This is a genomic window from Microbacterium trichothecenolyticum, from assembly GCF_041938625.1.
In the GTDB taxonomy this organism is placed as follows: Bacteria; Actinomycetota; Actinomycetes; order Actinomycetales; family Microbacteriaceae; genus Microbacterium; species Microbacterium trichothecenolyticum_D.
The window spans coordinates 1,211,982-1,231,690 of sequence record NZ_CP169427.1 but is presented as its reverse complement, the minus strand read 5'-3'; the positions used below and the strand labels follow the sequence as shown (position 1 = coordinate 1,231,690).

The window sequence follows — 19,709 nt, the reverse complement described above, 5'->3', positions numbered from 1 at the left end:
CGGCGGATGCCGTGCGCCGGCGGCGGAGGGCGGATGCCGCAGCCGTGGCCTGTTCGCCGACTCGGCGCGGGTGTACCGTGCGGTCAGGGTCGCAGCTGTTGGAGGCATCCATGGCCCGCCGAGACCACCTGGATTCCCGCGGTCGTTCCGGCGCGCGGATCGCGCTGATGTGCGCCGTGATCGGGGCTCTGCTGATCTCCGGGTGCTCGTCGCCCCTCTCGCTTCCGGAGCAGCCGGAGCCGGCCGAAGCCATCCGCGAAGACGTCGAGACGATCTTCGGCACACTGTACGGCGAGGATGCGGTCCGGGCGGTGCTCGTACAGCAGCACGGCGAACTCGTGTACGAGCAGTATCAGGAGTCGACCGCGGAAGACACGTGGGATGTGCGAGGCGTCACCCGTGCGGTGACCTCGACCCTCATCGGCATCGCCATCGATCGTGGGCTCATCTCCGGGGTCGATGCCACCCTCGGCCAGCTGCTCCCGGACTACGCGGCCGTCCTCACCCCTGAGACCGCGGCCATCGAGCTGAGGGCGGTGCTCACCCATACGGCGAACTTCGCGCCGATGTCCGAGGAGCGCGACATCCGGGGGACCCCCGCCGACCTGTACGCGCAGCCGGACTGGGTCGCCGCGATCCTCGCGGATCGGGCGGCCCGCGGGCCGGGCGACGGCCGGTTCCTCTTCTCCGACCCGGGCACGCACGTCCTCGCCGCCGTCGTCGCCGAGGTGACCGGGATGTCTCCGTTCCGCTTCGCGGACGAGGTGCTGTTCGACCCGCTCGACATCGACACCGCGCCGTTGTGGGAGGAGCGCTTCACGCCGGACGGGGATCCGCAGGTGCTTCTCCAGGAGTACCAGGACGCCGAGGGGGCTTGGCCCGCCGACCCTCAGGGGGTGAACCTCGGCTACACGCACCTGCGTCTGCGGGCGACCGACCTCCTGCGGATCGGCCAGCTCATGCTCGACGAGGGCGTCTGGGACGACGAGCAGGTGGTGTCGGCGACGTGGGCGGTCCAGGCGACCAGCCCCGTCGTCGCCACGGTCGGATACGGCACGATCGCCTACGGCTACCACTGGTGGGTCGATCCGCAGCGCGGGGTGTTCTACGCCCAGGGCGAGGGCGGAACGGCGCTGGTCGTCGATCCGGTCAGGGATGCCGTCGCCGTGATCGCGTCCGAGGTCACGATCGACGATCCGCGCGGCAACCACGGCTTCGCGAGTGCGACGGCGGTAGGGCTCGCCGCCTTGCTCCTCGCCGACCTGTCCGAAGACTCCCGGTGAGATCGGCGCGTTCTCGCCCGCCGCAGCTGGTGTGTGCCCCGCTCAGGCCTCGTCCTTCGGCCAATTCGCCTCGTTCTTGCGGCTCGGCTGCACGCGCGGCGGCTCGCCGGGCATCTTCGGGAAGTCGGGCGGGAACGGCAGTTCGCCGAGACCGTCGTCGAGGTCGCGCTGCCACCACTCCAGCAGCGTGTCGATACGCCCGGGCTTCGCGAGCAGGTCGGCCCACGGGTCGCCGAGGTCGGCGAGGCGCTGCGGAACAGTCCGCACCGTGAACTCCGCCGGGTCGACCCCGGCCGCCAGCTCGTCCCATGTGAGCGGCGTCGACACCGTCGCCGTCGGCAGCGCGCGGGGGCTGTAGGCACCGGCCATCGTGCGGTCACGGTTTGCCTGATTGAAGTCGATGAAGATGCGCTCGCCGCGCTCCTCCTTCCACCAGTTCATCGTGACCTTGTCGGGCAGGCGCCGCTCGAGCTCGCGGCCGGCGGCGATGACCGCATGCCGCACGTCGAGGAACTCCCACTCCGGTTCGATCGGGCAGAACACGTGGATGCCGCGGTTGCCGCTCGTCTTCAGAAACGCGGTCAGCCCTGCCTCGGCGAGAACGTCCCGCATCGCGGGGGCGATGGCGGCAGCATCCGCGAAATCCGTCCCGGGCTGCGGGTCGAGGTCGATCCGCAGTTCGACGGGATTGTCGGTGTTCGCCGTGAGCGACGCCCACGGGTGGAAGACGATGGTGTTCATCTGCACGGCCCAGACCGCCGCGGCGATCTCGGTGAGGATGATCTGCGGATGCCGCCGCCCGCTGTTGTACGTGACCGTCTGGGCCTCGACGAACGCCGGCGCCCCCTTCGGCGGGTTCTTCGAGTAGAACCGCTCGCCGTCGACGCCCTCGGGAAACCGCTCGAGCGACACGGGCCGGTCTCCGTTGGCGGCGAGGAAGGGCCCCTGTACCTCGATGAGGTACTCGGCGAGCTCCCGCTTGGTGATGCCGAGCTCGGGCCAGATCACCCGGTCGGGGTTCGAGATCCCCACCTCGCGATCGCCGTCAGGGCCGGCCATGGTGAGGGTGATGCGCGGGGACGCCATGGTCCGACGCTAGCGGGGAGCCGCGACATCCGTCACCCTTCAGCGCTCGACCGGGAACACCATGTGCGTCACGCGTCTGCTCGGAATCACCACCGTGGGATCGCCCAGCCGCACCGCGGCGGGGTCGACCTCGGCGAAATACCGGTGGCCGCTGCCGAGCACGACGGGCACGAGGTCGATCGCGACCTCGTCGACAAGCCCGGCGGCGAGCGCCTGACCCGCGACGGTGCCGGCGGCCACCGCGACCGTCCTGTCGCCTGCCAGCTCCTGGGCCGTCGCGACGGCCGCTTCGATCCCGTCCGTCACGAAGCGCGCGTTCCCGGTGTGGGCATGGGCCCAGTCGGTCGGCGCCTGGTGCGTGAGCACGACGAACGGCACACCCAGCGGGTGCACGCCGCTCCAGCCGTCGGTGATGTCGAACAGCAGGCGGCCGACCACGAGGCATCCGAGTTCTCCGATGAAGCTGCGCCAGTAGTCCGCGCTGGTCGGCGTGAGGTGGAACGACGCCGGCTCGCTCGCCGTGACGACCTCGACGTCACCGGCCTCGTACCAGTCGAAGAGGCGCCCGGGGTCGTTGTTCTCGTGCGCGACGAAGCCGTCCAGCGACATCGACGCCGACGTCACGACCTTGCCCGTGGCTCAGCTCTCCGCCGCGAGGAGCTCGTCGAGCTTGTCGTAGCCTTCGCGCATGCCGCGCTCCATGCCCTCGGACTGCATGTTCGCAAGCACCTCGACGGTCGAGAACACGCTGTGGTCGACGATCCGCGACCGGCCGCCCTCGAGCGCCTCGAAGCGGATGCAGTCGACGCTCACCTCGTCGGGCCAGCCCTCGAACTCGAACGTCTGGATGATCAGCTCGTTCTCGCGCACCGTGTGGAAAACGCCGCGGAACGCATACTCGCCGCTCGCGTCGCGCTGCACGAAGCGGTAGCCGCCGCCGGTGCGGAAGTCCCAGTGGGTGATCTCGGTGCGCTCCTCGCCGGGGCCGATCCACTGCTGGAACAGCTCCGGATCGGCATGCGCCCGGAACAGCGCCTCGACGGGAGCTTCGAACTCCCGCGTGATGTCGGCATACGACGTACCCGGAACGGCTTCGATGATGAGCGGGTTGCTCATGATTCCTTCTCCTTCGTGTCGGTCCTGCGAGGGGTCGTGATCGGAGGGACGGATGCTGCGCCCGCAAGCACTGCGTCGAGCCGCCGGTACGCACGCTCGGCGTCGAGCCGGTAGCGGTCGATCCACGCGGTGAGCTGTTCGAGCGCCGCGGCGTCGAGGTGGACGGGTCGCCGCTGCGCCTCGCGCGACCGGGTGACGAGCCCGGCGTCTTCGAGCACCTTGATATGCCGCGAGACCGCCTGCATCGTGATCGGGAACGGTTCGGCGAGCTCGCCCACCGTCGCCGGCCCACGGCTCAGGCGCGCGACGATCGCGCGGCGCACCGGGTCGCCCAGTGCCACGAACGCTCGATCGAGCCGGTCATCGTCCATTGTTCAACGCATCCCTTTATCAACGTTTATGTTGAATAGAACACGCGCATTCGGATCGGTGTCAACCCTTCGCGCCGCCCCACGCCGCGCAGGCCTTCAACAGGTCAACCGCGCTTCCACAGGAGCGAACCCCGCTGGGGTGCCCCAGCGATGGTGGAGTCTGGTCCTGTGGAGGAGATGAACTCAGGGAGTAAGGATCCCCGGGCTGGTGGGCGCCATCAGTACACGCCGGCCGAGCGGGCCGAGGCGGTGCGGATCGTTCGGTCGTCGAAGGGGCGCACGATCTTGGAGATCGCCGCGGAGTTGGGCATCAATGACAAGACGTTGAACCAGTGGGTCGTGCAGGCGCGCAACGCGGACATCGATCCGGAGGGCTCGATGACGGATGCCGCGAAGCGGCGGATCCGGGCGCTGGAGAACCAGGTCGCGCAGTTGGAGAAGGATCTCGAGTTCGAGAAAAAAGCGCGGGCCTTCACCCAGGCGATCTCACTGCGTCGGAGAAATTCGAAGTGATCGATGGGTTGAAGGCAGACTTCGGGATCAAGTACCTGTGCGGCAAGCTCGGTGTGTCCGAGTCCGGATATCACGCCCGTCAGAGCCGGCCGCTGTCGGCGCGGGAATCGCGGCGGTGGCAGACGACCTCGCGAGTGCTGGGTGCGTTCGTGCAGTCCGGCCGCGCGGATGGGCACCGCAAGATCGCCGCGACACTGCGCGCCGACGGCTACAGCGTCAACGACAAGACCGTGCTCGCGGTGATGCGGGATCTGGGCGTGATGGCTCCCGCGGCCCGGGCCGCGTATCGGAAGGCGGCCGCGCGTGCCCGACGCACACCGGACCCCGCCGACCTGGTGCAGCGCCGCTTCAACGACACGATCCGGCCCCGACGGTGCTGGTGGGCGACATCACATACGTCGCCACCGCGGAGGGCTGGTTGTATCTGGCGACCGTCATCGACCTGGCCACCCGCATGGTGATCGGCTGGGCAACCGGGAAACGACAGACCGCGGAGCTGGTCGTCGCCGCCATGAAACGTGCCCAGGCGACCGGTCACGTCCAGCCCGGTGCGATCTTCCACTCCGACCACGGCACCCAGTACCGCTCCAAACGGTTCGCCCGCTTCTGCACCCGTCACGGCATCCGCCGCTCGATGGGTGAGAACTTCGAATGCTGGGACAACGCGGTCGCGGAATCGTTCTTCTCGAAGATCAAGAACGAACGACTCCGCTGGCTGCAGCTGACCACCCGCCGCCACGCGACCCGAGAGATCGCGGACTACATCGAACACTTCAACACCACACGCCGGCACCAGACCCTCGGCTACGCCACCCCCGCCGAGACCATGACCCGACTCACAACCCGACCCGCTGCAATCGCAGCCTGAAACGAAAGGAGCAGGGACCGACTCCACGACACGCGGAGCGCCCTAGCCGGATCGGTCCTGCGGAAGCGCGGTTGACCTGTCGAACGGGGGGCGGAGCTGGGAGGGGCCGGGCGGAGCTGGGAGGGGCCGGGCGGGGCCGGGCGGGGCGCAGCGAAGCCGAGCCGGGGCGAGCCGGGGCGACCTCAGTCCGCGAGGGCGAGGAGAGGTGCGAGATCGTCGCGGCTGAGCCGGATCCACGGCCCCGCGGGGTCGACCAAGACGCCCGTGAGCCCCTCGTCGGTGCGGAGCGCCTTGGCCAGCTGGACGGGAGTGATCGGCCCCGCGTTGTCGCCGCGGCCCATGACCGCGACTTCGAGCGGGTGCGAGTAGACCTCGAGGAAGCGGCGCCCCTCGGCGTCGCGCCCCTCGGCGATCCCCGGCGTGCCGCTGTCGGAGACGCCCACGGCGACCCAGAGCGGAACGCGCGTGAGCGCTTCGGCGACCTTGGCGTCGATGTCCGGCGTGCGCTCCGCCGCGAGGAGCGTCTTCACGGTGAGCTGCGGATCGGCCTGCTCGACGGCGCGCTGCAGCAGCTCCTTCGGCAGCACCGCCCGCGACGGCGACGACGCGGGGTCGATGATGATCCCGTCGTACGAGCTGGCGAACACGTGCCGCAGCACCGTCAGCACGGGCTGGCCCATCGCCGACGTCTCGGCGTCACCGTCGGACTTGACGCTGGCCTGCAGGGCGGCGCCGCTCGAGTAGACGAGTGCGAAGGTGCGGTCCCCCGAGTTCGCGATCGCAAGCGGCAGCCCCTTCCCCTCGGCGAGGAGCGTGCGCGCGTCACCCTTGACCCGCAGGAACACGTGCCCCTGCAGCAGCTGTCGCGTGACGTCGAGCAGCGCCTGCGATGCCGGGGCATCGCCGATCCGCCCGAGGGCGGCGCGCAGCAGCACGTTGTCGCGCAGTCCCGGCACGGTCTCGGTCTGCTCGGGCGCCGTGCGCATCCACTCGCGGGCGCCCATGCGGGGCTTCGGCCCGGGCGGCACGGTCTCGCCCGACCGCGGCTCGCGCAGCTCCGCCGACGCGGACGTCGCCGGCGACACGCCGAGCCCGCCGAACGACGAGACGGAGATGGACACGGATGCTGCAGCATCCGCGTCCGCGGCTTCAACGGGCGCGTCGGGCGCGGGGCTCTCCTGCGCGGCCTCGGTCGCAGCATCCGTCTCCGGGGCGAGTGCATCGCCCGTGGACCGCTCGGCGGCGACCGTGTCGGCAGCCGGCGAAGCGTCGGCGGGAGCGGCGTCCGCGTCGGCCGCGACCTCATCGACCGCTGACGGCTCGGGGGACGTCGGCGGCTGCTCGGCGGGCTTCTTCGGACGGCGCGAGAACAATGCCATTGTGCGAGCCTAACCCGCCGGCTTCACCCCAGCGCGGCGACTCCGGCGACGATCAGCCCGATGCCGACGGCGAGAAGGGATGCTGCGAGCACGACGACTCCGGCCCACAGGAGCGCGATCGCCCGGCCGGGCCGTTGCGGGTCGCGCCCCAGCACCGACAGGAAGAAGCCCCCGGGAATCAGGAGCGCGCTCGCGAGCACGCCGACCGACGCCCATTGCCACGGCACGGGCACGCCGACCGTCGACACCAGGAGCAGGCTCACGAGCCCGAGGGTCACAAGCACGCCGGCGTGGGCGTGCCCGGCGCGGAAGAAGGTCTTCTGCAGCCCGTTGAAGGGCAGACCACGCGTCGCTATCCGCAGCAGGAAGGTGCCGCCCGACATGATGCCGATGACGGTGAGGATCGTCGCGCCCGCGACGATCGTGAGGATCGGGTCCATCGTGACCTCCGTTGGATAGTTTCGCTCTCCAATATTGGATAGCTATAGTATCCAATGTCAAGACTCAGGAGGCAGCATGAAGATCTCGGAGCTGTCGGAGCGCAGCGGCGTGCCCGTCGCCACCGTGAAGTTCTACATCCGCAAGGGCATGCTCCCCCGCGGTGAGGTGGTCTCCACGACGCGCGCGGAGTACGGCGAGGAGCACCTGGCGCGCCTCAAGCTCATCGCCGCACTGGCCGATGTTCGTGGTCTTCCGCTGTCGCGTGTGCGCGACATCCTCGCGCTGATCGATACCCCCGACGACGACCCGATCGCGACGCTGGGGCGTGCCGTGGGCGCCCTCCCGCCGTATGTCGAGACCGACCGCGACGACTATCCGCGGGCGCGGACCGCCATCGCGGAGTTGGGTCTCACGTACGACGCCGACTTCACCGCGGTCGCTCAGCTCGACGAGGCGCTGCGGGCCCTGGAGGCGGCGGGATTGGATGCCTCCCCCACCGTGCTCGGCCGCTACAGCACCGCGATGCGCCGCGTCGCGACCGAAGAGCTGGCCCCGATGGCCGGCATGTCACGCGCCGAGGCGGTGTCCTATGCGGTGCTCGGCACCGCGCTGTACGAGCCGGTGATGCTGGCTCTCCGCCGGTTGGCGCACCACCACCTGCTCGCCGAGGGCCAAGCCCGCTGAGCAGACCGGCCCAGGCCCGTTCGCCGACCCATCGCGTTTCGACTTCGGGCGCCAGAGCGCCCTTCGCTCAACGACCGGTATCCGCTCGTTGAGCGAGCTTGCGAGTCGAGACGCCCCGAACTGGGGACGAACGCCGGGCCCGCCGCATTCAGAGCTTCGTGATCGGGGCGATCTTGATCAGCAGCTTCTTCGGGCCGGCCGAGTCGAACCGCACGTGGGCGACGCGCTTGGCGCCCTCGCCGGTGACGGCGTCGACGCGGCCCTCGCCGAAGTCGTCGTGGCGGATGCGGTCGCCCGGCGCCAGCTCGAGGTCGCCGTTGTCGCGCACCTTCGCGGGGATCTTGTTCGCGAAGCGCTCGAGACTGCCCGACGGTTCGCGGCGCGCGAGCGGCACCAGGTCATCCCCGTAGCGCCGGATGCCGGAACCACCGAACCCGGAGCCCGACCCCGAACCCCGGCGCGCGTTCAGCGCCCGGGACTGCGTGCCGCCGCGCGAGTTCACATCGCCCGGCGACTGGCGCCAGTGCAACAGCTCGTGCGGGATCTCCTGCAGGAACCGGCTCGGCATCGCGACCGTCACCTCGCCGAACTGCGCGCGGGTCATGGCGAGCGACAGGTACAGCCGCTTGCGGGCACGCGTGATGCCGACGTAGAACAGCCGCCGCTCCTCCTGTGGCCCACCGGGCTCCCCCGCCGAGATACGGTGCGGGATGAGGTCCTCCTCGACACCCGTGACGAACACGGCGTCGTACTCGAGGCCCTTCGCCGTATGCAGGGTCATGAGCGACACCGAGCCCGAGGCGTCTTCGAGGTCGTCGGCATCCGACACGAGAGCGACCTCGGTGAGGAAGTCCAGCAGCGTGCCCTCGGGGTTGTTGCGCGCGAACTCGCGGGCGACGGCCACCATCTCGTCGAGGTTCTCGATGCGGGCCTCGTCCTGCGCGTCCTTGCTGGCGCGCAGTGCGTCGTAGTAGCCGCTCTTGTTCAGCAGCAGCGTGAGGCCCTCGGCGACCGCGGTCGGCGGGGCGAGCTCGCCCGATGCGGGAAGCATGATCTCGGATGCCTCGGCCAACACCGCGTCGAGATGCGCGATGGCCGCCTGGATCTTGGGTCCGACGCCCAGCGCCGACGAGTTGGCGAGCGCGTCGCGGAACGTGATCTGCTGGTCGGCTGCGTAGCGCGAGATCGTCTCGATCGTCACGTCGCCGATGCCGCGCCGCGGGCGGTTGATGATGCGGCGCATCGCCATCTCGTCGGCCGGATTCGCGACCGCGACGAGGTACGCGAGGGCGTCCTTGATCTCGGCGCGCTCGTAGAACTTCGTGCCGCCCATGATCTTGTAGGGCAGCGCGGAGCGGATGAAGATCTCTTCCAGCGCACGCGACTGCGAGTTGGTGCGGTAGAACACGGCCATCTGCGAGTAGTCGACGCCGCCGCGACGCAGCGCCTCGATCTCGTCGGCGACGAATTGCGCCTCGTCGTGCTGCGAGTAGCCGGTGAAGCCGACGATCTGCTCGCCCTCGCCGACGTCGGTCCACAGCTTCTTGTCTTTGCGGTCGAAGTTGTGGCTGATGACCGCATTCGCGGCAGACAGGATGTTCTGCGTCGAGCGATAGTTCTGCTCGAGCAGCACGACCTTGGCGCCCGGGTAGTCCTTCTCGAACTCGCTGATATTGCGGATGTCGGCGCCGCGGAACGCGTAGATCGACTGGTCGGAGTCGCCGACGACGGTGAGCGACGCGCCGTCCTCGGCGGCCGGCTCGGGCTCGAAGATCATCATGCCGCCGGACGCGGCGAGAGGCGCGGCATCCGATCCGGGCGGCCGCGTCAGCTCGTGGATCAGGGCGTACTGCGCGTGGTTGGTGTCCTGGTATTCGTCGACCAGCACGTGCCGGAACCGCCGGCGATACACATCGGCGACCTGCGGGAACGCGCGGAACAGGAACACCGTCTGCCCGATGAGGTCGTCGAAGTCGAACGCGTTGGCCTTCTGCAGCTCCCGCTGGTAGGCGCCGAACAACTCGACGAACACGCGCTCGGCAGGGTCCGACATGTTGGCGGAGCGGGCGTAGGACTCCGCATCCGCCAGCTCATTCTTCAAACGCGAGATCTTCGACTGCGTCGCCGCCGGCGTGAGCCCGAAGGCGTCGGCCTCGTGCTCTTTGACGAGGCGCTTGATGAGGGCGCGCGAGTCGCCCGAGTCGTAGATCGTGAAGGACTTGGTGAAGCCGAACTGCTCGGCCTCACGCCTCAGGATGCGCACGCACGCCGAGTGGAACGTCGAGATCCACATGCCGCGCGACGAGTCGCCCACGAGGTGCTCGACGCGCTCGCGCATCTCGCCGGCGGCCTTGTTGGTGAACGTGATCGCCAGGATCTGGCTCGGCCACGCCTCCCGGTTGCGCAACAGCGACGCGATGCGCCGCGTCAGCACGCTGGTCTTGCCGGAGCCCGCGCCGGCCACGATCAGCAACGCCTGCCCGCGATACGTCACGGCCTCCCGCTGCTGCGGGTTGAGCCCTTCGAGCAGGTCGTCGTCGGGGCGTGCGCCGGGGGCCTGAGGGCCGATGTCTCTGCCGACGATGATGGGGGTGCTGGCGTCCGTCATTGCCCGTCAAGTCTAGGCGCGCGCGCCGACACCGACGCTGCCCGTCTCCCGCCCTTCCAGAGCGGACGGATGCTGCGTCTCACGGCAATCGCGAGGCGGCGTCCTTCAGCCTCCGCAGCGCGGAAGGAACCTCCTCGAGCCGCTCCTCCGCCTCGTCGCGCAGCAGGTCGGCGATCGTCGCGTACGCATCGGACAGTTCGCCCGCCCGGCCCGCGAGCGCGCCCTCGTGCGCCACCCGGTTCGCGAGGAGCATCGCGTCGCGGTGAGCGCCGAGCGCGTCGTGCAGGTCGTCGCCGGCCTCCGCGATGGCCTCGACCTGCTTCGGGTACAGCTCCGGGGCGACGTCGGCGATCGCCTCGGCGACGTACCGCGTGCGGCGCGCGGCCTTGCGCAGCTCGTGGTGCGCCTCGTCAGAGCCGTCGAGGCGGCCCTCCGCCTTCTCCACACGGCGGGCCTGCTTCACCAACACCGCCGCGAGCACGTCGGCTGCCGGCCGGTCCGGCTCGACGACGCCCGCCGCTTCGACGAACTCCCGCAGCAGCCGCGCGCGCTCCTCAGCCCGCGGCGAGCGCGCGAGCTCCAGGAGCCGCTCGTGCGCCGTGGGATACGCTTCCCGCTCGCTGTCGACGAGCCGCTGCACGATCGCCGGGTCATCGATCTCGGCGCGTTCCAGCAGCTGTTCCGCGACGTCGGCGCGCACCTCGATGTCACGCACGACGCCGAGTTCGCGCCCCCACTCCGCGTACGCGACCCGCAGGCGCTCGGCCGACCGCGTGTCGAGCACCCCGCGGAAGCCGCCGAGCACGCTGCGCAGACGCCGGACCCGCACGCGGTGCTGATGCACACCGTCGGGCTCGTCCGCCAGGGCGGCAGCGGCGGTGTCTTCGACCTCGACAGCGGCACGGCGCACGATCTCGCCGACCACCTCCCCGACGGTGGAGTCCTTCCGCGACCTGCGCATCCCCCGAGCCTAGAGAGGCGCCGCCCGGCGGGGAAGATCCGGGGGCCGGCCGGGGAGAGCTTTCAGCCGGGAGTCGGCAAGATGGACCCCATGCGCACCTTCCTCAACATCATCTGGCTCGTGCTGTCGGGCTTCTGGATGTTCCTCGGCTACATGCTGGCGGGGGCGGTGCTCTGCGTTCTGATCCTCACGATCCCGTGGGGCATCGCCTCGTTCCGCATCGGGCTGTACGCCCTCTGGCCCTTCGGCCGCACGATCGTCGACAAGCCCACATCGGGCGTCGGATCGTTCCTCGGGAACGTCGTCTGGGTGATCCTCGCCGGCTGGTGGCTGGCGATCGGCCACATCGTCACCGGCATCGCCCTGTGCATCACGATCATCGGCATCCCGCTCGGCATCGCGAGCTTCAAGCTCGTCCCGATCTCCCTGATGCCCCTCGGCAAGGTCATCGTCGACAGCCGCACACTGCAGCCGGTCTGATCCCGCGCATGACCGCACAGCCGCGTCCCACCCCCGCCGCATCCACGATCGGCGCGACGCATCAGCCGCTGCGCGAGCGCGTGCGCGACCTTCTTCGCGATCGGATCGTGCGCGGCGACTTCGTGCCCGGCGACCGCCTCGTGGAGCGCGTGCTCGCCGAGGAGATGGGCGTCTCGCGCGTTCCCGTGCGCGAAGCGCTCACCCTCCTCAAGGGCGAGGGGTTCGTGCAGGAGGTGCCGCGTCGCGGGGTCATCGTCACCGTGCTGGCGAAGGAGGACGTCGACGACCTGTTCGACGTGCGCGTTGCCCTCGACGTGCAGTGCGCGCGGCTCGCGAGCGCACGGGCGACGGATGCGGAGATCCAGGCGCTCGCGGGCATCGCCGACGAGGCCGATGCCGCCCTCGCGCGGGGCGACCTCGAGGCGGTCGCCGACCACAATCAGGCCTTCCACGACACCCTTCCGCGCATGGCGCACAACCGCATCCTGGCCTCGACCCTCGAACCGCTGGAGGGCCGGCTGCACTGGGTGCTCCGCCAGAACCGTTCCCCCGCGATCCTGCTCGCCGAGCACTGGGAACTGGTCGAGGCCCTCGCGCAGCGTGATGCCGACGCGGCCGCGGAGGTCGCGCAGCGCCACGTGGACACGAGCCGCGCCCTCTGCCACGAGATCATGTTCGGCGCCTGAAGCGCACCCGACCGACGCCGTTCGTCCCGTTGGACACGAGACCTCACAACAGCACCGTCGCAGTCACAGCCGCGGTGCTATCGCGCGGTCTCGCAACCCACCGCCCACCAACGCGAACGCGCCGCATGCCCGAAGGCACACGGCGCGAACGCGGTGGATCAGGCGCCGGCCGTGGGGCGGTCGACGCCGGGGATCACTCGGCGGCGAGGCTGCTGCAGCCCTCGTCACCCTCGCCGACGCACAGCACGAGCGTGGAGGCGTCGACGAGGTCCTCGGGAACCTGGAAGCTCCACACGAACGTGTAGGACTTCTCGGGCGTCATCGGCACCTCGACGGCGCGCTGCGAGACGGCCTCGGCCGAGAAGGACTCGTCGTCGGTCGACCGCAGCACGGGGGCGACGTCGACGTCGGACTGGCCCTCGTCGGTCACCCACTGGGCGACGTTGACGGTGACCCACTGGGTGCCCTCGGCGGGCTCGTCGAGCGTGGCGGCAGCGCTCTCGTCGGGGACGATGCTGCTCCACACCTCGAGCTCGTTGCCGTCGGCGCCGACGCGCTCACCGGCGGCGGCGGGCTCGGTCACCGACGACTCGACGACGGAGTCGGCGGCCGACGTGGCCGTGGGCTCGGAGTCGGCGGTCGACGCGCAGCCGGCGAGCAGGAGGCCGGAAACGGCGGCGATGGACAGAAGTGCTGTGCTTCGTGAGCGCATGGTGAATACCTCTTCGAATTGTTTCGGGGATGTTTCTAACGTACCCCTCAGATTCGTGTGGTCCGACCACGCTCAGCCGCGCACACCCTCCGTCAGGAGGGGACGGATGCTGCGCCCCGCCGCCTGCGCCACGGCACCGCCAGCAGCAGGCCGACGACGAGCAGCGCGCCACCGAACGCGGCGGCCGCCCACGGAGTCTCGGCGGGAATCTCGAGGTAGGTCGTGATGCCGAGGATGCGCGCGAGGCCCCACGGCAGCAGGCCCATCTCGTCGTTCCAGGCCGTCAGCGCGGTCTCGAGGCCGACGAACCCGACGACCACCGCGGGCACGAGCAGTCCCGCACCCACCGCGGCGAGCACGTACCCGGTCGCGCGGCGCGCGCGCACCTGCGCCGACAGTGCCCATCCGGCCGCGACGAACACCCACACGAACAGGGCGAACGCGACGGTGATGTAGACCGTGCGCAGCACGGGGTCGGTCCAGAACGCGAACCAGTAACCGCCCGGCCCCGTGAACGACAGGGCGAAGAGCGTCACGATGCAGCGCAGCATCACGACCCCGCCGACCGCGGCGATGACGGGCCACGGCGAGCGCTCCCAGACGAAGAGGCGCAGCACGAGGGCGAACACCACCCAGGCGCCGATGATGACAGCGAGGTGCGTCCACGAGAGGAGCGACGTCTGCACCGCGCGCGTCGCGATCAGCAGCCCTGCGGGCACGATCAGCAGCAGCCACCGGTCGAGCTCGAGCATGCCGAGCGTCGACTCGCGCGCCCGCCAGGGACGCGTCGACGCGATCCACGTGGCGCGTGCCGCCGCGGCGCCGGGCTTGGCGACCAGGCGCGTGCGTGCGGCGAGCATGCCGATCACGACCCAGGCGATCGCGAGCACGAGCAGCACGCGCGCGATCCACGCCATGGACTCGTCGCGCTCCGCGCGCTCCACGCCGAGCTGCGCGGCCGTGAGGTTGAACGCGGGGTAGTCGATGTTCCCCTCGTAGGCCGCCAGGTGCTCCCCGGCACGCGCCTCGTACACGACGCGATCCGCATCCCATTGCGCGTGCGCCTCGGCCGAGAGCGTGTCGTGCCACTGTCCCTGGTGCAGGATCATCGCGCGGTACGCCTCGAGCAGGCGGAGGGTGTCGAGCTCGTAGTCCAACGTGCCGAGGAACGCGGCCCGGATCTCCGAGGAGTGCCAGGTGGCAGCATCCGTCTCCGAAACGAGATCGCGCATCTGCTCGACCGCTTCCACAGCGTCGGCACCGGAAGCGATGGCCGCCTCGACGCCGTCGTCAGCGCTGTCGCGGACGATCGAGTACAGCACGTCGAGCACGGCGGAGTCGCCGGTGAGAATGTCCCACTCGAAGATCCACATCATGGGTGGCGGCTCGAGCCCGATCGCGAACACCCGCTGCTCCGCGAACTGCGGCACATACATGCCCTGGGCGATCGCATCGCGCGAGTGCGTCATCGCCTCGACGATCGCCTCGACCGTGGCGGGGTCCTCGGAGAAGTACTCGCGCGCCCACGCCGCGGTGAGATCGGCGATGTCGGCCTCGGGGTTCTGCGCCAGCGCCCCCGCGAGCTGCGTGTTGAGCTCGTAGAGCTGCCAGAACCCCGACGTCAGGTACAGGCTCATAGGCCCGGCACGCCACGGGCCGCCGTCCTGGGTCCAGACCCAGACCCCCTCGACCTGATCGTTCGCGGCGAGCAGCTGCTGCAGCGCCCACTGGTACTGGGGGCCCAGGTCGTTGGGGAACGCGCCGAAGTTCTCGAACTCGCGCCGGCTCTGGAACTCGACGATGCGCCGCTGCGACCCCTGCTCGAGCGTGTCGTTGAGAGGCAGCCAGGTGTAGAAGTCGCCGAGCGTGTACTTCGTCGACACGATCAGAGCCGGCGAGTCGATGCCGCCGAGCACCGCCTCGTACGACGCGGAGCTCGTGTGCATGTCGCCGACGGCGCCGACGCCCACCGACCACGTGCGGAAGATCACCTCGCGATCGGATGCCTCGGCCTGCCCCGTGAAAGCCTCGAGCATCGTGCGCACCGCGTCGACCGACGTCACCTCGAGCGCGGAGTAGTAGTCCCAGCCGCCGACGTCGTAGACCGGCCCCGCCTCGCCGATGCGGATGAGCACGCCGGCGAGCGCGGGCACCGCGTCGTAGAGCTCATCGAGGCCGGCGGTGTAGACGCTCCAGAGCTCGGGGTTCTCGGTGTCGAGCGACCCGAACTCGTCGGTGAGGTACTGCTCGAGCGGGCCGGTGAGGGCGAGCATGTCGGTGCGCAGGAACACCTTCATGCCGAGCTCGTCGGCACGCTCCCAGAACGGCGCGTACGCGTCGCGCAGGGCGAGCGCCTTGTCGCGGTGGTCGTCGCCCTCGGCGTACACCGGCCCGTCGGGCGCGTCGTCGAACGTGACGTACTCGACGAACCCGGGGAACGCGACGGCGTTGAACCCGTTGGCGAGCGAGTGTCGCAGGAACCTGTCGAAGTCCTCGAACGCGGCGGCGAGCGCGGTCTCGTCGACGTACGGCGGCTCGGGCTGCATGACCGCGGCGAACGCCTTCGACGCGTGCGAATAGTCGTCGCCGGACTCCCACTCCGCCGGGTCGGGGATCACGCCGACCGCGCCGAGGTCGGTCATGCGCAGCGGCAGGCGCGACCCCTCGTGCTCGCCGATGAGGTCGGTGATCGGTGCGGCGGCTCGGATCTGGTTCGCCAGGTCGTAGATGCCGCGCGTGACGCCGTCTTCGTTGCCGGCGCGGATGAGCAGCGCGGTGGCGTCCCCCTCGAGCGCGTACGCGTCGTCGGTCGCGATGAGCGTCGGGTCGATCCGCACCGTGAGCACGGCTTCGCCGGAGGTTCCGGATGCTGCGGCCGCAGCATCCGTCAACTCCTCCAGTGCGACCGACACCCGCTCGGTGCCGGGTGCGTCGAACGTGAAGGTTGGCGGGAGGACGGGCTCGGCGACCGCCGGCACGACAGGGGCTTCGGGCTCCATCTGCGTCGACGGCTCGGTGCGGATGCCGAGCGCGTCACCGACGGCGAACGCGACCCCGGCGCCGAGCGCCAGCAGGATGATCGCGGTGACGACAGCGAGGATGCCTCGCCGTCGCGCCGTCGTCATCCCTTGATCCTAGGTCCGCGGCGGCCTACGGAAAGACGATCTCTGGGTGCGGCTGACGGATGAGGAAGCCCTGCGCACGATCGCAGCCCAGCTCCACCGCGATGTCGAGATGGGTGAGGGTCTCGATCCCCTCGGCGACCACGCGCAGACCGTGCGCGTGCGCGACCTCGACCTGATCGCGCAACGACGCCGGCGCGGGTCGCTCGGCGGCGCGCACCAGTTCGCCCGGCAGCTTCACCTCGGCGACCGGAAGGCTTCGGAGAAGGGCGGGCGACGCAGACGCCTCACCGGAGCCCGCGAGCGAGAACTCCACCCCGACCTCGCGAAGCAGGTGCAGCTGCGTCAGCACCGCATCATCGTGGACCGGCCGCAGATCGTGGGGAAGCTCGAAGACGAGGGAACCGCGCGCGAGCCCACGTCGAGTGAACTCGCCTTCGACGTGCTCGGCGAACGATTCGTCCTCGAACTGCAGCGGCGAGACGTTGACGGCGACGGACCAGTCACGGCCCGTCCCACGCCAGTCGTCGAGCGTGTCGAGGCACTCGTCGAGCATCCGTCGCCCGAGCGCATGGATCACGCCGCTGCGCTCGGCGACGCCGATCATCGTCGCGGGGTCGATGTCACCGAACCGCGGATGCCGCCATCGGCACAGCGCCTCGGCGGCCACGATCGATCCGCTCTCCAACGACACCTGCGGCTGGTAGACGGCGAAGATCTCGGAATCGCCGACAGCGGCGGCCAGATCCTCCGCGAGGTCTCCAGTGGTGGGCATCTCTCCAGTCAGCCTTGCGCAGGGCCCCCATCGCAAGCCGACGCACGAGGAGCCGCAATCGGGTACAGTCCGTCTTCGCCGCGCTCGTGTGCGCACTTCAAGGACGGATCCCCCGATCCCTATACTTTTCTCGTCGCAGACGCAGCAGGAGGATCGCGATGGCGTTTCGGAGTCTGAAGACGTTGGAGTCTTGGCTCGCCGAGTATCGTGCGCAAGGAAAGCCGGGGGCCGACGCCGCACGCGTGATGGTTCAGGACGGCGAGGGCGGGGCGAACACCGGCCTGGTGTTCTTCCGGCTCGGCCATGCTCCGACCGGCGTCTTCATCCAACCGGTCACGCAGGACGCCACCGGATGGGTCGCGACCATGGAGCCCCGCGAAGAGAACCTCGTGCTCGACGCAGCCGGGTGCCTGAAGCTGTCTGCCGAGCTGGCCGCAGTCTCCGAACTGTGCGCATTCCTCGAGGCGAAGTCGCAGGCGTATCAGGGCATCGACATCGCCTGACCGGCGGCTCGTCGCCGGGGGCGGCGCGTCAGCGCCGTGCGCCCACCGTCGCCGCGGTCAAGGCCTCGAGAAGCGCGGTCGAGCTCTCGACCAGGGCCGGATCGGCGGCGTTGACCGCGACGTCGAAGTCGTCGTCGAACCGGTTGAGGGCCGACCACGGGTCTTCGGCGATGTCGATCGTGGCGGTGATGCGGTTCACCCGCCGGTCGGACGGGTCGACATCGCGTCGTACGAGCGAGCGGCTGACGAGTCGATCGATCAGGGTTGTCACGCCTGCCGACGTGATGCCGAGGTATTCACGGAGCGCCGTCGGCCGGGTTCCCGGATTGCCCACGACGAACAACAGGGCGCGCGCATCGGTGTCGGTGATGCCGAGGCTGGTGCGCGCCGTCACCAACGCTGCGTTGCGCGCGTCGAGGTACCGGCGCAGCGCCACTCCGAGGGTCAGCGCCGGGGTGTCGTCCGCCATGACGCCATTCTCCCCCAATCGCTTCGATAACAGAATAGTCAGTGCCCGAAAATTTAGGATATTTACCTAATTCCGCGAAGCATCGACTAGGCTCAACTCACCCGCACACACGACGCTACCCGCCGTGCCCCACACTCACTGCCTCGATACAAAGGCCAGGAGGCAACCGTGACCCACGAAATCGCCCTGATCGGATGCCGCATCCTGATGGCCGCGCGTGCCATGAGGCTCCCATGCTAGGTCTCGCAAGCTGCGGGCTCATCACGGTCGATCGTCAGTCGACGATTCTCGACGCGAACGCGCAGGTGCTGGAGTGGTTGGGCTCCGACGGCGTGGACGTCATCGGAAAGCCGCTCGAAGCCCTGCTCACCCTGCGCATGCCACTGGCGGAGGCCGACGGCGAGCGCCCGACCGATGCCACTCTCCACGGCGTCTCAGGGGTCGTCCGCCCCGTGGTGGTCGGCTCCCTCGGCGAAGACGAGTCGGGGGTGGACCGGATCGTGGTCTACGACGTGTCGGCGCGGTCGGCGTTCAACCTGGGATTCCGGGGCGCCGAGGCCAAGACCGAACGCGGCCGGCAGCGCCTGCAGATCCTGCTCAATGCCGCAGTCGGCTTCGGCAACGTCCGAACCGAGGTCGACGCGGCCGAACTCCTGGTGGATGTCGCGCAGCGGGCGTTCGCCGCAAGCGCGGTCAGCGTGCACATCAGCGGGCCCGACGGACTGACCCAGATCGCCGGGGTGAACCCGCTCGCCGAACACTGGCCGGCGGGCCTGCGGCCCACCGGAACGGTGACCATGCTCGCCGGCAAGGTGCTGATCGTGCGCTCTCCCGAAGACGCGAACTCCTACGTGCCCGGGGTCGACATGCGCGAGATCTTCGGGGCAGGCGGAGTTCACGCGGCGATCGCCTCGCCGATGCGCTCCCACGGTGACGCGGTCGGTTCGATGGTGTGCTTCTTCGATCACCCACGCGAGTTCGACGAAGAGGCCGTTCCGCTCGCCGAGGCGTTGTCGAATCAGGCGGGCCAGGCGATCGCGCGGATCCGTCTGGAAGACACGCTGCGGCGCGCGGCCATGCACGATGAGGTGACCGGGCTCCCGAACCGCCGACTGATCGAAGAAGACGTCACCCGAACGCTTTTCCAGGATTACTCTGCGCTGACCGTGATCTTCATCGATATCGACGGCTTCAAGGCGGTGAACGATCTCCTCGGTCACGCCGCCGGAGACGCGCTCCTCCATGAGATCGGGCAGCGGCTGCGCGGGGTCATCCGCGAGTCGGACGTGCTCGGACGATTCGGCGGCGACGAGTTCATCGCGGTCGCCGCGGTGGACAGCGTCGGCGACGCCGCGGTGCTCGCCGACCGCATCCGCGCCGCGATCGCGGAGCCCTACGACGAGCTGCCGCCCGTGCTCACCATCACGGCGAGCGTCGGCGTGGTCACGGTGGGCAACGACGGCGCCCCGGTGATGGACCAGCTCATCCGCGCCGCCGACCACGCAATGTACGAGGCGAAGATGGCCGGGGGCGACCGCGTCGCCGTCGCCCATCACGTGTCCGCCTCCGCAGCCTGAGTCTCGCTCGTTGAGCGAGCTTGCGAGTCGAAACGCCCCGGACCCGGCGCAGAACGCGAGCCCGAGGCGGTTCGA

21 protein-coding genes are annotated in these 19,709 nt (G+C 69.8%); 9 read left to right on the top strand and 12 right to left on the bottom strand.

From position 1 onward, the window contains the following. The first annotated feature begins 110 nt into the window (after positions 1-110). Positions 111-1,283, top strand: a complete 1,173-nt coding sequence (locus tag ACEYYH_RS05550; protein ID WP_374977263.1) for a serine hydrolase domain-containing protein — start codon at positions 111-113, stop codon at positions 1,281-1,283. A 42-nt stretch (positions 1,284-1,325) separates the two neighbouring features. Here ACEYYH_RS05550 and ligD read toward each other — a convergent pair whose 3' ends face one another. The 4 genes from ligD to ACEYYH_RS05530 are packed head-to-tail and all read right to left on the bottom strand — an operon-like array spanning position 1,326 to position 3,856. Then, entirely contained in the window at positions 1,326-2,369 is a 1,044-nt protein-coding gene (gene ligD, locus ACEYYH_RS05545; protein WP_374977262.1) for a non-homologous end-joining DNA ligase, read from the bottom strand. A gap of 39 nt (positions 2,370-2,408) precedes the next feature. Beyond that, on the bottom strand, positions 2,409-2,978 hold the full coding sequence (locus tag ACEYYH_RS05540; RefSeq protein ID WP_374978165.1) for a dihydrofolate reductase family protein: 570 nt from the start codon (positions 2,976-2,978) through the stop codon (positions 2,409-2,411). A 30-nt stretch (positions 2,979-3,008) separates the two neighbouring features. Then, on the bottom strand, positions 3,009-3,485 hold the full coding sequence (locus ACEYYH_RS05535; protein ID WP_374977261.1) for an SRPBCC family protein: 477 nt from the start codon (positions 3,483-3,485) through the stop codon (positions 3,009-3,011). Next, positions 3,482-3,856 (bottom strand): ArsR/SmtB family transcription factor, encoded by a 375-nt coding sequence (locus ACEYYH_RS05530; protein ID WP_374977260.1) that lies wholly within the window; start codon positions 3,854-3,856, stop codon positions 3,482-3,484. Before ACEYYH_RS05530 ends, ACEYYH_RS05535 begins: the two co-directional genes overlap by 4 nt. 177 nt (positions 3,857-4,033) lie before the next feature. On the opposite strand from ACEYYH_RS05530, the gene ACEYYH_RS05525 reads away from it, so the two are divergent. Genes ACEYYH_RS05525 through ACEYYH_RS05515 form a run of 3 tightly spaced genes read left to right on the top strand, consistent with a single transcriptional unit; the run spans position 4,034 to position 5,237 of the window. Continuing rightward, the gene (locus ACEYYH_RS05525; RefSeq protein WP_374978152.1) at positions 4,034-4,369 is read left to right on the top strand and encodes a transposase; all 336 of its coding nucleotides are present in this window, start codon (positions 4,034-4,036) and stop codon (positions 4,367-4,369) included. After that, on the top strand, positions 4,366-4,830 hold the full coding sequence (locus tag ACEYYH_RS05520) for an IS3 family transposase (RefSeq protein ID WP_374977259.1): 465 nt from the start codon (positions 4,366-4,368) through the stop codon (positions 4,828-4,830). Before ACEYYH_RS05525 ends, ACEYYH_RS05520 begins: the two co-directional genes overlap by 4 nt. Then, on the top strand, positions 4,749-5,237 hold the full coding sequence (locus ACEYYH_RS05515) for an IS3 family transposase (RefSeq protein WP_374977258.1): 489 nt from the start codon (positions 4,749-4,751) through the stop codon (positions 5,235-5,237). Before ACEYYH_RS05520 ends, ACEYYH_RS05515 begins: the two co-directional genes overlap by 82 nt. Positions 5,238-5,419: 182 nt before the next feature. Here the strand turns inward: ACEYYH_RS05515 and ACEYYH_RS05510 are convergent, their stop codons facing one another. Together ACEYYH_RS05510 and ACEYYH_RS05505 are read right to left on the bottom strand one after the other, a co-directional pair. Next, positions 5,420-6,616, bottom strand: coding sequence for an SseB family protein (locus ACEYYH_RS05510; RefSeq protein WP_374977257.1), 1,197 nt, complete (start codon positions 6,614-6,616; stop codon positions 5,420-5,422). Between the two features lie 23 nt (positions 6,617-6,639). After that, entirely contained in the window at positions 6,640-7,056 is a 417-nt protein-coding gene (locus ACEYYH_RS05505) for a hypothetical protein (RefSeq protein ID WP_374977256.1), read from the bottom strand. A gap of 76 nt (positions 7,057-7,132) precedes the next feature. Between ACEYYH_RS05505 and ACEYYH_RS05500 the strand changes: the two genes are divergently transcribed. Next, positions 7,133-7,741 (top strand): MerR family transcriptional regulator, encoded by a 609-nt coding sequence (locus ACEYYH_RS05500; RefSeq protein WP_374977255.1) that lies wholly within the window; start codon positions 7,133-7,135, stop codon positions 7,739-7,741. A 148-nt stretch (positions 7,742-7,889) separates the two neighbouring features. Here the strand turns inward: ACEYYH_RS05500 and ACEYYH_RS05495 are convergent, their stop codons facing one another. After that, complete coding sequence (locus tag ACEYYH_RS05495; RefSeq protein WP_374977254.1) at positions 7,890-10,349, bottom strand: ATP-dependent helicase; 2,460 nt, start codon at positions 10,347-10,349, stop codon at positions 7,890-7,892. Between the two features lie 79 nt (positions 10,350-10,428). After that, positions 10,429-11,310 carry a CHAD domain-containing protein gene (locus ACEYYH_RS05490; RefSeq protein ID WP_374977253.1) on the bottom strand — a complete coding sequence of 294 codons (882 nt, stop codon included), beginning with the start codon at positions 11,308-11,310 and terminating at the stop codon, positions 10,429-10,431. A gap of 90 nt (positions 11,311-11,400) precedes the next feature. Between ACEYYH_RS05490 and ACEYYH_RS05485 the strand changes: the two genes are divergently transcribed. After that, the gene (locus ACEYYH_RS05485; protein WP_374977252.1) at positions 11,401-11,790 is read left to right on the top strand and encodes a YccF domain-containing protein; all 390 of its coding nucleotides are present in this window, start codon (positions 11,401-11,403) and stop codon (positions 11,788-11,790) included. An 8-nt stretch (positions 11,791-11,798) separates the two neighbouring features. After that, the gene (locus ACEYYH_RS05480; protein ID WP_374977251.1) at positions 11,799-12,476 is read left to right on the top strand and encodes a GntR family transcriptional regulator; all 678 of its coding nucleotides are present in this window, start codon (positions 11,799-11,801) and stop codon (positions 12,474-12,476) included. 193 nt (positions 12,477-12,669) lie between these two features. On the opposite strand, the gene ACEYYH_RS05475 is transcribed toward ACEYYH_RS05480, so the two are convergent. The 3 genes from ACEYYH_RS05475 to ACEYYH_RS05465 all read right to left on the bottom strand — a co-directional run bounded on the left by ACEYYH_RS05475 (position 12,670) and on the right by ACEYYH_RS05465 (position 17,085). Continuing rightward, the gene (locus tag ACEYYH_RS05475) at positions 12,670-13,188 is read right to left on the bottom strand and encodes a hypothetical protein (protein WP_374977250.1); all 519 of its coding nucleotides are present in this window, start codon (positions 13,186-13,188) and stop codon (positions 12,670-12,672) included. A gap of 92 nt (positions 13,189-13,280) precedes the next feature. Next, positions 13,281-16,313, bottom strand: a complete 3,033-nt coding sequence (locus tag ACEYYH_RS05470) for a hypothetical protein (protein ID WP_374977249.1) — start codon at positions 16,311-16,313, stop codon at positions 13,281-13,283. Positions 16,314-16,338: 25 nt separating this feature from the next. After that, positions 16,339-17,085 (bottom strand): EAL domain-containing protein, encoded by a 747-nt coding sequence (locus tag ACEYYH_RS05465; RefSeq protein WP_374977248.1) that lies wholly within the window; start codon positions 17,083-17,085, stop codon positions 16,339-16,341. A gap of 158 nt (positions 17,086-17,243) precedes the next feature. On the opposite strand from ACEYYH_RS05465, the gene ACEYYH_RS05460 reads away from it, so the two are divergent. Next, positions 17,244-17,588, top strand: coding sequence for a hypothetical protein (locus ACEYYH_RS05460; protein ID WP_374977247.1), 345 nt, complete (start codon positions 17,244-17,246; stop codon positions 17,586-17,588). A gap of 28 nt (positions 17,589-17,616) precedes the next feature. Here the strand turns inward: ACEYYH_RS05460 and ACEYYH_RS05455 are convergent, their stop codons facing one another. After that, complete coding sequence (locus tag ACEYYH_RS05455; protein WP_374977246.1) at positions 17,617-18,057, bottom strand: MarR family winged helix-turn-helix transcriptional regulator; 441 nt, start codon at positions 18,055-18,057, stop codon at positions 17,617-17,619. A gap of 233 nt (positions 18,058-18,290) precedes the next feature. Between ACEYYH_RS05455 and ACEYYH_RS05450 the strand changes: the two genes are divergently transcribed. Further along, entirely contained in the window at positions 18,291-19,634 is a 1,344-nt protein-coding gene (locus ACEYYH_RS05450; protein WP_374977245.1) for a diguanylate cyclase, read from the top strand. Positions 19,635-19,709 lie beyond the last annotated feature (75 nt).